Raw genomic sequence first — 13,061 nt, forward strand, 5'->3', positions numbered from 1 at the left:
CCTCCTCGACCGTCAGGTGTCTGAGTGGCGCAGCTGGGACTGGGCAGCCGACTTGGTGTAGAAGCGCCTGATCCGGTCCGAGGAGCCCGGAACGCGCACGTACTCGTGCTGTTCGCGGTCGTAGATCCCCCAGCACTCCAGCAGGAAGAAGTGGGGGCTTCGGGAGTCGATCAGGCGGATCTCGTACCGAGACAAGGCGGAAGGAGCGCTCACCGCGACTCCCGGCCGGGCATGAACGTGAGCCGGAAGGGTTGGTGCAGCGAGCCGCGAGTCGCCCGTCACGACCTGGTCGGGCGCCGCCTCGAACCAGATCATCTTGCCCTCCTCCGCCGGGTACCAGCCCCAGGAGTGGGTCAGCGCCTCCACCAGGAGCAGGCCGCGGCCGCCGGTGGCCATGTCGTCCGCCGTGCTCCTCACCGGTGGCAGCGGACTCCTGTCCGCGACCTCGACCCGGAGGCGGACGCCGGTCCACCGGACCGTGACGCGGCAGCGCTCCCTCACGTGCTCGATGGCGTTGGCCAGCAGTTCGTCGGCGCACAACTCCATGTCCCGCAACGCGGTGTCCGACAATGGCACACGCCAGGACTCGGCGATGCGACGAATCAGTTGACGCGCAGGCCGGACGGCCTCCGGATTCGGTTCGACATCCCAGGAACGCAGGGTTGGGATTGTGTCGGGCGACTGCTCAGTGGCGATGCTGGGCATGCGGGTTCCCAGGATGTACGGGCCGCTGGTAATCCACATCGCATGTGGAGGCCGGCGGCAGGACCGAGCGGGAATGCTGCCAAGTCTGGTAACTCTTCTGGATCTTCTGGCAGCTGATTAAGAGTCAATGAAGGATGGGTGTCTCCGCCATCGCGTAGCGGGTATCACCTGGACGCCCATACGCCGCAGACGCTACTGAAGGTCTTGGTAGATCAACGGCGCTGGCGATACGTTGACTTCGAGCGCCACTTTCGGCGCTCGGCAGCTGAACTCCTCGACGACGGAGCCCGGAACCTCACGGTGTCCGAGTCGCAGTTCCGCCGCTGGACCGCTGGCCGGGTCCGGACGCTTGCCGGGTCTTGGAGTACGTGTTCGGCATCAATGCCGCGACATTGTTCGGTCCGCCTCCCTCGGACCTACCCGCACCCGCGTTCAACCTGGAAGACGAGATCGACATGACTGCACGGGACGCCCAGAACGAGGCCAGCGCAGCCGCCGCTGCATCCATTTCCGACATCGCGCTTGACCAACTCCGCGACGACGTTGCCACCTTGGCGCGCGAGTACGTCACCACATCGACCTTCATCGTCTTCCAGAGGGCGAAGGAGATGAGGGAGCAGGCCGAGGCCCATCGCGACCGCACGCAAGTGCCTGCCCAGCAGTACGAATTGCTGATCCTCGCCGGGCAGGCGTGCGCGCTTCTCGCGACCGCGGCCTTCGATCTCGGCTCGCTCGACGGAGCGAGGCGACTCTCACGACCGGCTGCGCTGTACGGGGAAGCGGCCCGGTTCGATCCGCTGCGGGCGTTCGCCGGTGGCACACTTGCGTACATCGCCTACTTTTCCGGTCGGCCGGCCGAGGCCGCACGGCTCGCTCGCGCAGCGCAGACGTTCACCGGTCTGGGTGACGTGGCGCAGCGCAGACTGGCAGCGATCGAGGCCCGGGCCTTTGGTCACCTGGGAGATGTCGCCTCCGCGCAAAGGGCCCTGGACGCTTCCACCGCGGACGGAACCGGGCGGCGGAACGATCTCCACGACGATGTGGGAGGCGAGTTCGGATTCAGTCCGGAGCGCCTGGCGATGTCGAACGCGTCCACCTGCCTGCTCATCGGAGACGGGAGACCAAGCGGAGCAGATCGCAGTCCAGGCGTTGGAGCTGGTGCTTTCAAAGCCTGCGGCCGTCCGGTCCTCGCGGGTGGTCGGTGGTGCAGGCGCTGACCTGGCCACCGCTCGGCTTCTGCGAGACGACCTTGATGGTGCGGTGCAGGCCCTCGAAGCGATGTGGGCCGTGCCGAAGGAGCAGCGCGCCACCGGGCTTCTGGCCCGTGCGACGTGCGTTTGCCAGCGACCGGTACGTGCAAGCTGCACTCGCCGCCGAGTTGGGCGAGCGGATCGAGGACTTCGCTCGGCAGTCGGCCCCGGTCGCCCCGGTCGCGGAACTGGTCGACCGGATCGCCGGCATGGCCAGGTGATCAGAGACCGGCCTCGTCGAGTAGCAGGTAGAGCACGCCCACGAGCGTGCCGCTGCTGACGATCTCGCGGCGGTCGATCATGCCGCGCAGTTCGGTCAGGTGAATCCACTCGATCCGGTCGGACTCGTTGCGCTCGGTGGGTGGGCCCACGTACTCGACGGCATCCGAGCGAAAGACGAAGTGCTCGGAGTCGGTGATCCCGTTCGCAGGCTGGGCGTAGATCAGCGGTTTGACCTCACCGACCTTCCAACCGGTCTCCTCCAGCGCCTCCCGTGTTGCCGCCTCCGCAGGGGTCTCGTCGGGCTCGATCAGCCCCATCGGGAGTTCCCAGGCCCAGGTGTCGGTGATGAAGCGGTGCCGCCACATCATGAGGACCTGTTTCTCGCTGTTCACGACGGCGGCCACCGCGAGGTGCCGAAGCTTGACCACGTGGTGTTCCCAACGGTGCCCGTCGGGCTGTTCGACGTCGGCCAGCCACAGGTTCACCCATGGGTTCTCGTAGATCGGACGCTCCCCATGGATCTTCCACTGCATGGCTGCGGCCCCTCTCGATGGACCCACAGCATCTCAGAGACCGGGTGGATGATGTGTGTCCAGGCATGACATGACAGCCGCACCGCAGGAAGGACCCGACCGAGTGGACCAGCCGACCGCCGATCAGACGACTGCTCTCAAGCCCGCCACGGAGTCGATGACCCTGTTGGTCGCCGCCGTCATCGTCCATGACCTTGAAGCTCAACGTGTCGTTCTTCTCCGGCGGGGGCCCAAGGCCAAGTTCGCGCAAGGCCTGTGGGATCTTCCGGTCGGCAAGAGCGAACCAGGTGAGCCGATCACGGAGACTGCGGTTCGCGAGCTCAGGGAGGAGACCGGGCTCGTCGTTGCTTCCGAGGACTTGCAGCTTGCCCACGTCATCCACGGTGCTCGCGGCGTCGAGGCTCCCAACGGCTTCCTGACCGTCGTTTTCGCGGTTCACCGGTGGTCCGGTGAACTCGCGAACGGTGAACCGGCCAAGCACTCGGACGTCGTGTGGGTCGGCGTTGGCGCGGTACCGGAGGAATTCGTCTCCACTACCAGAGAAGCTCTGATCAGCTATCTCACCAATGGCCCGAGCGTCTCTCTCGATTCGTGGCAGAGCTGATAGCCAGCGGGGAGTTTCCGACCTCCTCCCAATCCTCTTGGTCTTGGGTCGTCGAGCGCTGCCCCTCGGTATTCCGAGGGGCAGCGCATCATTTTTCTCTCTTTAAGGCAGTGGCAGGACGTGGCGGAGGGCTTCGAGGGCGTCCGGGGGGCCGTCGACGGTGAGGGTGGTGTGGGCGCCGCGGCCGTAGGTGAAGAGGATCAGTTCGCCCGGGTCGCCGGTGAGTTGGACGGTGGGGGAGCCGGCCGGGCCGACGGTGAGGGACTGGCCGTCGGGGCGGCGCAGGGTCAGGCGGACGGGGGAGCGGCGGCCGGCTTCCAGGCGGGCCAGGAGCGGGAGTCGGCGCCACAGGGCTTCGGCGCGGCCGGCGGGGACCGGGGCGGGGGTCCAGTCGTCGGCGGCCCGCAGGACGTCCTCGGCGTGCACGTAGTACTCGACGGTGTTCGCGGCCTCGTCGGCGCCGGGCAGGGCGAACGGGGAGAGCACCGGCGGGCCGGAGCGGAACAGCTTCAGCAGGTCCTCGTACGGGCGCTCGGCGTACGCGGACTGCACCCGGCGGGCCCGGTCGGCGAGGGCGCCGATCAGCAGTCCGGCCGCCGCGTCCGGGCGGTGCTCGCGGACCACCAGGTGGGCGGCGAGGTCGCGGGTGGTCCACCCGGCGCAGAGGGTGGGGGCGTCCGGCCCGGCGGCGGCCAGGAGTGCGGCGAGGCGGTGGCGTTCGGCGAGGGCGTGGTTCGACATGGCGCCACGATAGAGGCTGTCAGTGCAGGGTGCCGGTGAGCTTGGGGCCGCCCTGCTTGTTGCTGGCGGTCAGGGTGCAGGTGTAGTCCCGCCAGCCCTGCTGGTAGTTGGCCTGGGCGGGGCCGAACTGGCGGCCGTAGTACGTCTTCCCGTCGTTCTGGCGGGCCTTGGCGGCCGCCTCGGCCTCCTTGCAGCCCTCGCGCATGGCGAGCGCGATCGGGATCTCGCCGGTCAGGCCGTCGGCCAGTTTCAGGTCGGCGATCACCTGGCCGTCGTGCTCGCCGGTGCAGGGGCGCTCCTCGGCCTTGGTGATCACCGGGCTGAGCTGCGGGTGGTCGAAGCAGGCGCCGACCGGGAAGAAGGCGTACGGCGGGGCCTTGGTCGGGGTGGGTGTCGGCGTGGGGGTGGGCGTCGGGGTCGGGGTGGCCGTGGGGGCGGGCGGGGGCGGCGCGGCGGCGGGCTTGCGCTCCTCCGGCCAGAGCAGGACGGTGGCCACCACCGCGAGCAGCACGGCCAGGACCGCCACGACGGCGAGGACCAGGCCCCGGGACGGGCGGGAGTCGGCGGCTGCGGGCGGCTGCTGCTCGGAGGTCATGGCCATGAGGATGGCCCACCCGGGGCCCGCCCGGCAGGCGGTTGGCCGAAATCGCCCGGTTGCCGCACAGTCGGGGGCCGGTCGGCTAGGCTCCCCGGCGGCACGGATCCGGCCCAGCGGTTGTGAGCGCACCGTGTAGGGGCACAGGGGCACAGGGGCCACAGGCCGCACCGGGGCTGCGGGCTGGACTGCAACAATGGCCCCATGTCCACCACACCCGCCACCCCCGGCACCACCGCCCTGGCCCCCGAGATCGCCGCGCGCCTCAAGCGCACCGAGGACGGCCTGCTCCCGGCGATCGCGCAGCAGTACGACACCGGCGAGGTGCTGATGCTGGGCTGGATGGACGACGAGGCGCTGCACCGCACGCTCACCACCGGCCGCTGCACCTACTGGAGCCGCAGCCGCCGCGAGTACTGGGTGAAGGGCGACACCTCCGGCCACGCCCAGGCGGTCAAGTCGGTGGCGCTGGACTGCGACGGCGACACCCTGCTGGTGAAGGTCGACCAGACCGGCGCCGCCTGCCACACCGGCGACCGCACCTGCTTCGACGCCGACGTGCTCCCGCTCGCCTGACCCCTCCTCCTGCTCCTCCTACCGGAACTCCAGAAGGTGCCGCCCGCCATGGATCTCGAAGCCTTCCGCAAGCTCGCCGTCGACACCCGGGTCATCCCGGTCACCCGCAGGCTCCTCGCGGACGGTCTCACCCCGATCGGCCTCTACCGCAGCCTCGCCGAGGAGCGGCCCGGCACCTTCCTGCTGGAGTCCGCCGAGCAGGGCCGCAGCTGGTCGCGCTACTCCTTCGTCGGCGTCCGCAGCGCCGCCGTCCTCACCGTCGGCGAGGACGGCGAGGCCCGCTGGCTGGGCACCCCGCCGGTCGGCATCCCGACCGGCGGCGACCCGTTGCAGGTGCTGCGCGCCGCGCTGGAGGCGCTGCACACGCCGCGCCGCGACGACGACGGCCTGCCGCCGCTCACCGGCGGCCTGGTCGGCTACCTGGGCTACGACGTCGTCCGCCGGCTGGAGAAGCTGCCCGACCTCAACCCGGACGACCTCAAGCTCCCCGAGCTGACCATGCTGCTCGCCACCGACCTCGCCGTGCTCGACCACGTCGACGGCACGGTGCTGCTGATCGCCAACGCCGTCAACCACAACGACCTGGCCAGCGGCGCGGACGAGGCCTACGCGGACGCGGTGGCCCGGCTGGACGCCATGGAGACCGACCTGCTCAAGCCGGTCGACCCGGGCCTGGCCACCTTCACCCCGGCCGGGCCGGGCGAGGCCCGCTCCCCGTTCGGCGGCGCGCCGTACCGGGCCGCGGTGGAGGAGGTCAAGGAGCGGATCCGGGCCGGCGAGGCCTTCCAGGTCGTCCCCTCGCAGCGTTTCGAGGCGCCCTGCCCGGCCTCCGCGCTGGACGTCTACCGCGTCCTGCGCACCACCAACCCCAGCCCGTACATGTACCTGTTCCGCTTCCCCGGGCCGGACGGCACCGCCGAGGGCGGCTTCGACGTGGTCGGCTCCAGCCCGGAGGCGCTGGTCAAGGTGACCGGCGGCGAGGCGATGGTGCACCCGATCGCCGGGACGAGGCACCGCGGCGCCACCCCGCACGAGGACGCGGCGCTGGCCGCCGAGCTGCTCGCCGACCCCAAGGAGCGGGCCGAGCACCTGATGCTGGTCGACCTGGGCCGCAACGACCTCGGGCGGGTCTGCGAGCCGGGCAGCGTGGAGGTGGTCGACTTCATGCACATCGAGCGCTACAGCCACGTGATGCACATCGTCTCCACCGTCACCGGCCGGGTGGCGCCCGGGCGGACCGCCTTCGACGTGCTGACCGCCTGCTTCCCGGCCGGCACGCTGTCCGGCGCGCCCAAGCCCCGCGCGATGCGGATCATCGAGGAGCTGGAGCCCACCCGCCGCGGCCTGTACGGCGGCTGCGTCGGCTACCTGGACTTCGCCGGGGACTCCGACACCGCGATCGCCATCCGCACCGCCGTGCTGCGCGACGGCACCGCCTTCGTGCAGGCCGGCGCGGGCGTGGTCGCCGACTCCGACCCGCACGGGGAGGACACCGAGTGCCGCAACAAGGCGGCCGCCGTGCTGCGGGCCGTCGCCACCGCCAATACGCTGCGGACGCCGGAACTGTCGTAAGTCGTCGAGGAAGGCGGCCGGGATGCCCGAGGTGCCGCTCGACGAACTGCGGCGGGTGGTCGTGCTCAGCGCGGCCGCCCAGGTCGAGGACCAGCTGGCCGGGCACGGCCGGGTCCTGTCCGACGCCGTGATCGACACCGTGATCGACGCCCCGCCCGGGGTCGGCGGCCTCGCCCCCGGCCTCGCCCCCGGCCTCGCCCCCGGCCTGACCCCTGGCCTGACCCCCGACCTGGCGGTGACCGCCCCGGGGGCGGAGCCCGACGGCCGGGGCCGGTACGCCGGGGGCGACGTCGAGGCCGTCCTGGAGGTGGCCCGGCCGCACCGCGCCGCGGCGGCGCGGGCGTACGCGCGCAGCGGGATCCCGCTGTACGTGGTGGTCGACCCGGCGGCGGCGGCCTGCACCGTGCACACCGCGCCGTCCGTCGACGACGGGTACCGGGAGGCGGAGCGGGTTCCGTTCGGCAACGATCTCTTCCTGCCGCTCGCCGGGCGGACGCTGGTGCTGCGGACGGACGAGTTCCCGGCCGGGCCGCCCACCCCGGGTGCGGGGCCGGACGCCGGGCGGGGGATAGTGGACGGGTGAGCGCACCTGACCAGACCCCCGTACCCGCCCCGCCGGCCCCCGCGTCGGGCCGCCGGACGCTCGGCGTGATGCTCCTGCTGACCGTGCTGAGCGCCGTACTGGTGCTGACCGCCGTCGGCCGGGTCTGGGCCGAGGGCCGGGCCGGCACCCTGGCGGTGTCCGTCTCCGGCGGCACGATCTCCGAACTCCCGGGCGGGCTGGCCCTGGTGGGGCTCGCGGCGGCCGTCGCGGTGTTCGCGGTGCGCGGCGTGGGCCGGCTCGCGGTGGGCGCGCTGACCCTGCTGGCGGGCCTCGGCGCGGCCGCCGCCTCGGCCGCGGGTGCAGGGGACACCGCCGCGCTGGACGCCGAGGCGGCCCGCAAGCTGGCGCTGTCCGGGTCGGCGGCCACCGAGGTCGGCCACACCGGCTGGCCCTGGGTGGCGCTGGTCGGCGGGCTGCTGCTGGCCGTCGCCGGGCTGCTCACCCTCCGCTACGGCCGGAGCTGGCCGGCCATGGGCAGCCGCTACGAGGCGCCCACCCGCAAGGCCCCGGCGAAGAGCGAGACCCCGGCCGACCTGTGGAAGGCGCTGGACCGGGGCGAGGACCCGACCACGGTCTGAGACGGCCCGAACAGGCCACAGCGGCCCCCGGCGCCGGCTCCGACGTCGAGCCCCGGCACGTGCGGCTTCCGTCGACCGGCGCGTGTGACGCGATAGACCCGCCACCCGCTTTGGGCCGCCGGTGTGTGGCCCGGCACAATGGAACCCGTCAACCCGCCGGCGGCCCCGCAGGCCCGGCCGGGCCCCGAGAGGCTAGGAGCACCACTCAGATGGCAGCAGCAGCACACGGTCACACCACCGCCGCCTGGACCGGCGTGACCATCACGTTCATCGGTTTCGGGATCGCGGGGGTCGCGATGATCCTTCCGTCGGTGATGCTGGTCTGGGCCGGCATCGCGGTCATCCTGGCCGGCGGTGTGGTCGGCAAGGCCATGTCGATGGCGGGCATGGGCCAGCAGCCGAGCACCAACGTGTACACCTCGCACGAGGAGCAGCGCGCGGCCCGGGCCGCCGTCGCCGCCTGACGACCGACTCCTCGCAGCAGTACCGAACGGCGGGCGCGCCACGCCCGCCGTTTCGTTCTGTCCGGGCCCCGTAAGGGCAGAATCGGGGCGTGACCTCTGCCCCCACCGCCTCCGCCCTGCCGCCCGTCCTGCGCCGGCTGGGCCCGCCGCTGGCCGCGCTGGCGGCGGTGGCCGTCCCCGCCGGCTACGTCGCCGCGGTGGACCCGAACGCCCCCGGGCACTACCCCGACTGCCCCTTCCTGGTCGCCACCGGCTGGTGGTGCCCCGGCTGCGGGGGGCTGCGCTGCGTCCACGCGCTGGCCCACGGGGACCTCACCGGCGCGCTGCACGACAACGCCGCGGCCGTCCTGTTGTTCGGCGTGCTGGCGCTGCTGTGGCTGCGCTGGGTCTGGGTCGCGCTGACCGGCGGCGGGCCGCGGCCCAGGCCCCCGGTCGGGGCTCGGCGCTGGGTGCTGATCCTCCTGCTGCTGCTGGTGTTCACGGTGGTGCGCAACCTGCCGGTCGGGGCGGGACTGGCGCCCCCGCTGGTTTGATCGCCCACGCCGACGGGTAGCGGCTCGCGCGGACTCGCGCACCGGTCCACACCGGGGCCCGTACATCGGTCCACTTGGTCCTCACCGCACGCTCGGGCACCGCCGGAGAACCGGTGAAACCGCAGTTGGGAGCCGCCCAGGGGGGCGTCCGGCACGCGAGACGCACACCGGGCGGATGCGCCCCGCGCCCCCGGGTGCCGATACCATCGAAGTGCCGCCGGGCCACCGCCCGGACGGCTCGTCGCCGGCGAACGAACAGAAATGTTGGGGGCACTTCGCGTGAGCGAGCGAACCATTGACAGGTGCGTGTTGCGCGCAGCGCCTGCTGAGCGAAGCGAGGTGTGCGCATGAGTGTGCTCGACACGATCATCGAGGGGGTCCGCGAGGACCTCGCCGAACGGCAGGCCCGGGTCTCCCTGGACCAGCTCAAGGAACTCGCCGCCAAGGCCCCCGAGGCCAAGGACGGCGTCGCCGCGCTCAAGGGCGACGGGGTCCGGGTGATCTGCGAGGTCAAGCGCTCCAGCCCGTCCAAGGGCGCGCTGGCCGCGATCGCCGACCCGGCCGCCCTGGCGAGCGACTACGCGGCCGGCGGTGCCGCCGCGATCAGCGTGCTCACCGAGCAGCGCCGCTTCGGCGGCTCGCTCGCCGACCTGGACGCCGTCCGCGCGGCGGTGGACACCCCGCTGCTGCGCAAGGACTTCATCGTCACCGCCTACCAGCTGTGGGAGGCCCGCGCGCACGGCGCCGACCTCGCGCTGCTGATCGTCGCCGCCCTCGACCAGTCGGCCCTGGTGTCGCTGATCGAGCGCGCCGAGTCGATCGGCCTCACCCCGCTGGTCGAGGCGCACGACGAGGAGGAGATCAAGCGCGCGGTGGACGCCGGGGCGCGGATCATCGGCGTCAACGCCCGCAACCTCAAGACCCTTGAGGTGGACCGCAACACCTTCGGCAACGTCGTCCACGCCATTCCGGACAGCGTCGTCAAGATCGCCGAGTCCGGCGTGCGCGGCCCGCTGGACGTGATCTCCTACGCCAACCTGGGCGCCGACGCCGTCCTGGTCGGCGAGTCCCTGGTGACCGGCAAGGACCCGCGCGCCGCGGTCGCCGACCTGGTCGCGGCCGGCGCCCACCCCGCCGTCCGGCACAAGGACTGACCCGCCGACATGAAGATCGCCACCCGCCTCGCCCCCGGCTGCCGCCCGCGCGGCTGCCGCGCGCCCGCGCGCCGGGTGCTGGGGCGGCGGGTGCGCTACGTGATCGGCTGCGAGCCCGGGCAGGTGCCGGGCCGCCGATGGCGGCACACGTCCGGCTGACTCCAGCCACGAGACGTCCCTGTCGTCATCTCCCAAAGGACTCCACCATGTCCGACAAGTCCGCGAAGGACTACCTGCCCGGTGCCCAGGTGCCGGACGCCCGAGGCTACTTCGGCGCGTACGGCGGCCGCTTCATCCCGGAGGCGCTGGTCGCCGCCGTGGAGCAGGTCGCCGAGGAGTACGAGAAGGCCAAGACCGACCCGGCCTTCGCCGCCGAACTCGACGGCCTGCTCAAGGACTACACCGGCCGCCCGAGCCCGCTGACCGACGTGCACCGCTTCTCCGCCGAGGCGGGCGGCGCGCGCGTCCTGCTCAAGCGCGAGGACCTCAACCACACCGGCTCGCACAAGATCAACAACGTGCTGGGCCAGGCCCTGCTCACCCGGCGGATGGGCAAGACCCGGATCATCGCCGAGACCGGCGCCGGCCAGCACGGCGTGGCCACCGCCACCGCCTGCGCCCTGTTCGGCTTCGACTGCACCATCTACATGGGCGAGGTCGACACCCAGCGCCAGGCGCTGAACGTCGCCCGGATGCGGATGCTCGGCGCCGAGGTGGTGTCCGTCACCTCCGGCAGCCGCACCCTCAAGGACGCCATCAACGAGGCGTTCCGCGACTGGGTCGCCAACGTGGACTCCACCCACTACCTGTTCGGCACGGTGGCCGGCCCGCACCCCTTCCCGATGATGGTCCGCGACTTCCACCGGGTCATCGGCATCGAGGCCCGCCAGCAGGTGCTCGACCGCACCGGGCGGCTGCCCGACGCCGTCGTCGCCTGCGTCGGCGGCGGTTCCAACGCGATGGGCATCTTCCACGAGTTCATCCCCGACGCCGGCGTGCGCCTGATCGGCTGCGAGGCCGCCGGCGAGGGCGCCGACACCCCCAAGCACGCCGCCACCCTCACCAAGGGCGACCCCGGCGTGCTGCACGGCTCGCGCACCTACGTCCTCCAGGACGAGGACGGCCAGACCATCGAGTCGCACTCCATCTCCGCCGGCCTCGACTACCCGGGCGTCGGCCCGGAGCACGCCTGGCTGAAGGACACCGGACGGGCCGAGTACCGCCCCGTCACCGACGACGCCGCCATGCAGGCACTGCGGCTGCTGTCCCGCACCGAGGGCATCATCCCGGCCATCGAGAGCGCCCACGCGCTGGCCGGCGCCCTGGAGCTGGGCCGCGAACTCGGGCCCGAGGCCACCATCCTGGTCTCGCTCTCCGGGCGCGGCGACAAGGACATGCACACCGCGGCCGAGTACTTCGGCCTGTACGACGAGCCGGCCGGCGGCTCGGCCCACGACGCGGCCCACGGGGGTAAGTGACCATGGCATCGAAGCTCAGTGGCATCCTGGCGGCCGCCAAGGCCGAGGACCGCGCCGCGCTGATCGGCTACCTGCCGGGCGGCTTCCCGACCGTCGACGGCGGCATCCGGGCGATCAACGCCCTGATCGAGGGCGGCTGCGACATCGTCGAGGTCGGCCTGCCGCACTCCGACCCGGTCCTGGACGGCGCCGTCATCCAGACCGCCGACGACATCGCGCTGCGCGGCGGCGTGCGGATCAAGGACGTGCTGCGCACCGTCCAGGAGGTCGCCACCGCCCACCCCGAGGCGGCGGTGCTGGTGATGACGTACTGGAACCCGGTCGACCGCTACGGCACCGCGCGCTTCGCCGCCGACCTCGCGGCCGCGGGCGGCGCCGGCTGCATCCTGCCGGACCTGCCGGTGGAGGAGTCCGAGGAGTGGCGCAAGGCGGCGGACGAGCACGGGCTGGACACCGTGTTCGTGGTCGCCCCCAGCAGCAAGGACCCGCGCCTGGCCGAGGTCACCGCCGCTGGCAGCGGTTTCGTCTACGCGGCCGCCGTGATGGGCGTGACCGGCACCCGCACCCAGGTCGGCTCGCTCGCCGAGGACCTGGTCGCCCGCACCCGGGCCACCACCGACCTGCCGGTCTGCGTCGGCCTCGGCGTCTCCACCGCCGAGCAGGCCGCCGAGGTGGCGGGCTTCGCCGACGGCGTGATCGTGGGCTCCGCGTTCGTGAAGCGGATCCTGGAGGCCGGCGACGACGAGGCGGCCGCGCTGGACGCGGTGCGCGCCCTGGCCGGCGACCTCGCGGCGGGCGTCCGCCGGCGCTGACCCTCGTATCACCTGACGGCCCGTCGCCCTCGGGGCGGCGGGCCGTCGCGCTTGGGGCGGCGGGCCGTCGCGCTTGGGGCGGCGGGCCGTCGCGCTTGGGGCGGCGGGCCGTCGCGCTTGGGTGCGCCCGGCTCGCCGGGCGGCGGCGCTCGCGCGGCCCCGAACGGGTGAACAGCGACGGGGACACGCATCAGGCGGGGTTGACCGGCGTTGAGTGGAGGGACGAGTGCACGAACGACGTGCACGGGGGTTGCCGAGCGAGCGAAGGAGTGAGCCGGTGCCGGGTCTCCATCGGGCCGTTCTGCTGCGGGCGGCCGCCGCCGCGCTGGCGCTCGGCGCCGCCGTCGGAGCGCACACCGAGGTGGGGCAGGCGCTGGCCAAGCGCGGTGCCGAGCGGGCCGTGCGGGACGCGTACGCCTGCGCCGAGGCGGCCCGCTGGGACGCCGCCGAGCGGGCCGCCCACGTGCGCCACGAGGGCCGCGCCGACCTGTTCGACCCGGGGCGCCCGCCCGGTTGCCGCTAGGGCGTGTCTGACAATTCCCGCCGGGCGCGAATGATGAGACCCGCCTTGGCGAACGGACGTTCGCCGGATTCGGACACACCATCACCAGACGTCACTCATCCGGCGTAATTCCTGAAT

General features: G+C 72.6%; 17 protein-coding genes. 13 read left to right on the top strand and 4 right to left on the bottom strand.

Annotation, left to right across the window (positions count from 1 at the left end):
• Positions 1–12: 12 nt before the first annotated feature.
• A complete protein-coding gene (locus tag ACIPLC_RS09350; protein WP_400472334.1) occupies positions 13–705 on the bottom strand; it encodes an ATP-binding protein in 693 nt (230 codons plus the stop codon).
• Between the two features lie 359 nt (positions 706–1,064).
• Between ACIPLC_RS09350 and ACIPLC_RS09355 the strand changes: the two genes are divergently transcribed.
• Entirely contained in the window at positions 1,065–1,922 is an 858-nt protein-coding gene (locus ACIPLC_RS09355) for a hypothetical protein (RefSeq protein WP_400472335.1), read from the top strand.
• 254 nt (positions 1,923–2,176) lie between these two features.
• On the opposite strand, the gene ACIPLC_RS09360 is transcribed toward ACIPLC_RS09355, so the two are convergent.
• Positions 2,177–2,710, bottom strand: a complete 534-nt coding sequence (locus ACIPLC_RS09360; RefSeq protein ID WP_400472336.1) for an NUDIX hydrolase — start codon at positions 2,708–2,710, stop codon at positions 2,177–2,179.
• A 70-nt stretch (positions 2,711–2,780) separates the two neighbouring features.
• On the opposite strand from ACIPLC_RS09360, the gene ACIPLC_RS09365 reads away from it, so the two are divergent.
• On the top strand, positions 2,781–3,314 hold the full coding sequence (locus tag ACIPLC_RS09365) for an NUDIX domain-containing protein (RefSeq protein WP_400472337.1): 534 nt from the start codon (positions 2,781–2,783) through the stop codon (positions 3,312–3,314).
• A 102-nt stretch (positions 3,315–3,416) separates the two neighbouring features.
• Here the strand turns inward: ACIPLC_RS09365 and ACIPLC_RS09370 are convergent, their stop codons facing one another.
• A complete protein-coding gene (locus tag ACIPLC_RS09370; RefSeq protein WP_400472338.1) occupies positions 3,417–4,055 on the bottom strand; it encodes a TIGR03085 family metal-binding protein in 639 nt (212 codons plus the stop codon).
• A gap of 19 nt (positions 4,056–4,074) precedes the next feature.
• Positions 4,075–4,650 carry a hypothetical protein gene (locus tag ACIPLC_RS09375; RefSeq protein ID WP_400472339.1) on the bottom strand — a complete coding sequence of 192 codons (576 nt, stop codon included), beginning with the start codon at positions 4,648–4,650 and terminating at the stop codon, positions 4,075–4,077.
• Between the two features lie 204 nt (positions 4,651–4,854).
• On the opposite strand from ACIPLC_RS09375, the gene hisI reads away from it, so the two are divergent.
• The 11 genes from hisI to ACIPLC_RS09430 all read left to right on the top strand — a co-directional run bounded on the left by hisI (position 4,855) and on the right by ACIPLC_RS09430 (position 12,944).
• On the top strand, positions 4,855–5,226 hold the full coding sequence (gene hisI / locus ACIPLC_RS09380) for a phosphoribosyl-AMP cyclohydrolase (protein WP_063347172.1): 372 nt from the start codon (positions 4,855–4,857) through the stop codon (positions 5,224–5,226).
• Positions 5,227–5,274: 48 nt separating this feature from the next.
• Positions 5,275–6,798 (top strand): anthranilate synthase component I, encoded by a 1,524-nt coding sequence (locus ACIPLC_RS09385; protein WP_400472340.1) that lies wholly within the window; start codon positions 5,275–5,277, stop codon positions 6,796–6,798.
• Between the two features lie 22 nt (positions 6,799–6,820).
• Positions 6,821–7,381: a Uma2 family endonuclease gene (locus ACIPLC_RS09390; RefSeq protein WP_400472341.1), complete on the top strand. Its 561-nt coding sequence runs from the start codon at positions 6,821–6,823 to the stop codon at positions 7,379–7,381.
• Positions 7,378–7,980, top strand: coding sequence for a TIGR02234 family membrane protein (locus ACIPLC_RS09395; RefSeq protein ID WP_400472342.1), 603 nt, complete (start codon positions 7,378–7,380; stop codon positions 7,978–7,980). Before ACIPLC_RS09390 ends, ACIPLC_RS09395 begins: the two co-directional genes overlap by 4 nt.
• Before the next feature lie 209 nt (positions 7,981–8,189).
• Positions 8,190–8,444: an HGxxPAAW family protein gene (locus ACIPLC_RS09400; RefSeq protein ID WP_400472343.1), complete on the top strand. Its 255-nt coding sequence runs from the start codon at positions 8,190–8,192 to the stop codon at positions 8,442–8,444.
• A gap of 89 nt (positions 8,445–8,533) precedes the next feature.
• Positions 8,534–8,977 carry a DUF2752 domain-containing protein gene (locus ACIPLC_RS09405; RefSeq protein ID WP_400472344.1) on the top strand — a complete coding sequence of 148 codons (444 nt, stop codon included), beginning with the start codon at positions 8,534–8,536 and terminating at the stop codon, positions 8,975–8,977.
• A 347-nt stretch (positions 8,978–9,324) separates the two neighbouring features.
• Positions 9,325–10,131: an indole-3-glycerol phosphate synthase TrpC gene (gene trpC, locus ACIPLC_RS09410; protein ID WP_400472345.1), complete on the top strand. Its 807-nt coding sequence runs from the start codon at positions 9,325–9,327 to the stop codon at positions 10,129–10,131.
• A gap of 9 nt (positions 10,132–10,140) precedes the next feature.
• On the top strand, positions 10,141–10,290 hold the full coding sequence (gene trpM, locus ACIPLC_RS09415; RefSeq protein WP_400472346.1) for a tryptophan biosynthesis modulator TrpM: 150 nt from the start codon (positions 10,141–10,143) through the stop codon (positions 10,288–10,290).
• Positions 10,291–10,337: 47 nt separating this feature from the next.
• Positions 10,338–11,609: a tryptophan synthase subunit beta gene (trpB, locus tag ACIPLC_RS09420; RefSeq protein WP_400472347.1), complete on the top strand. Its 1,272-nt coding sequence runs from the start codon at positions 10,338–10,340 to the stop codon at positions 11,607–11,609.
• Between the two features lie 2 nt (positions 11,610–11,611).
• Positions 11,612–12,421, top strand: a complete 810-nt coding sequence (trpA, locus tag ACIPLC_RS09425; protein ID WP_400472348.1) for a tryptophan synthase subunit alpha — start codon at positions 11,612–11,614, stop codon at positions 12,419–12,421.
• 277 nt (positions 12,422–12,698) lie between these two features.
• Positions 12,699–12,944, top strand: coding sequence for a hypothetical protein (locus ACIPLC_RS09430; protein ID WP_400472349.1), 246 nt, complete (start codon positions 12,699–12,701; stop codon positions 12,942–12,944).
• Positions 12,945–13,061 lie beyond the last annotated feature (117 nt).

The sequence above is a fragment of the Kitasatospora sp. NPDC086801 genome (assembly GCF_044745805.1).
Lineage (GTDB): Bacteria > Actinomycetota > Actinomycetes > Streptomycetales > Streptomycetaceae > Kitasatospora.

What these genes read in the sequence shown, in the direction of transcription:
- trpC (WP_400472345.1), top strand. Translation starts at nt 9,325, where the DNA reads ATGAGTGTGCTCGACACGATCATCGAGGGGGTCCGCGAGGACCTCGCC.
- trpA (WP_400472348.1), top strand. Translation starts at nt 11,612, where the DNA reads ATGGCATCGAAGCTCAGTGGCATCCTGGCGGCCGCCAAGGCCGAGGAC.
- ACIPLC_RS09365 (WP_400472337.1), top strand. Translation starts at nt 2,781, where the DNA reads ATGACAGCCGCACCGCAGGAAGGACCCGACCGAGTGGACCAGCCGACC.
- hisI (WP_063347172.1), top strand. Translation starts at nt 4,855, where the DNA reads ATGTCCACCACACCCGCCACCCCCGGCACCACCGCCCTGGCCCCCGAG.
- trpM (WP_400472346.1), top strand. Translation starts at nt 10,141, where the DNA reads ATGAAGATCGCCACCCGCCTCGCCCCCGGCTGCCGCCCGCGCGGCTGC.
- ACIPLC_RS09400 (WP_400472343.1), top strand. Translation starts at nt 8,190, where the DNA reads ATGGCAGCAGCAGCACACGGTCACACCACCGCCGCCTGGACCGGCGTG.
- ACIPLC_RS09350 (WP_400472334.1), bottom strand. Translation starts at nt 705, where the DNA reads ATGCCCAGCATCGCCACTGAGCAGTCGCCCGACACAATCCCAACCCTG.
- ACIPLC_RS09390 (WP_400472341.1), top strand. Translation starts at nt 6,821, where the DNA reads ATGCCCGAGGTGCCGCTCGACGAACTGCGGCGGGTGGTCGTGCTCAGC.
- ACIPLC_RS09370 (WP_400472338.1), bottom strand. Translation starts at nt 4,055, where the DNA reads ATGTCGAACCACGCCCTCGCCGAACGCCACCGCCTCGCCGCACTCCTG.
- trpB (WP_400472347.1), top strand. Translation starts at nt 10,338, where the DNA reads ATGTCCGACAAGTCCGCGAAGGACTACCTGCCCGGTGCCCAGGTGCCG.
- ACIPLC_RS09360 (WP_400472336.1), bottom strand. Translation starts at nt 2,710, where the DNA reads ATGCAGTGGAAGATCCATGGGGAGCGTCCGATCTACGAGAACCCATGG.
- ACIPLC_RS09385 (WP_400472340.1), top strand. Translation starts at nt 5,275, where the DNA reads ATGGATCTCGAAGCCTTCCGCAAGCTCGCCGTCGACACCCGGGTCATC.
- ACIPLC_RS09375 (WP_400472339.1), bottom strand. Translation starts at nt 4,650, where the DNA reads ATGACCTCCGAGCAGCAGCCGCCCGCAGCCGCCGACTCCCGCCCGTCC.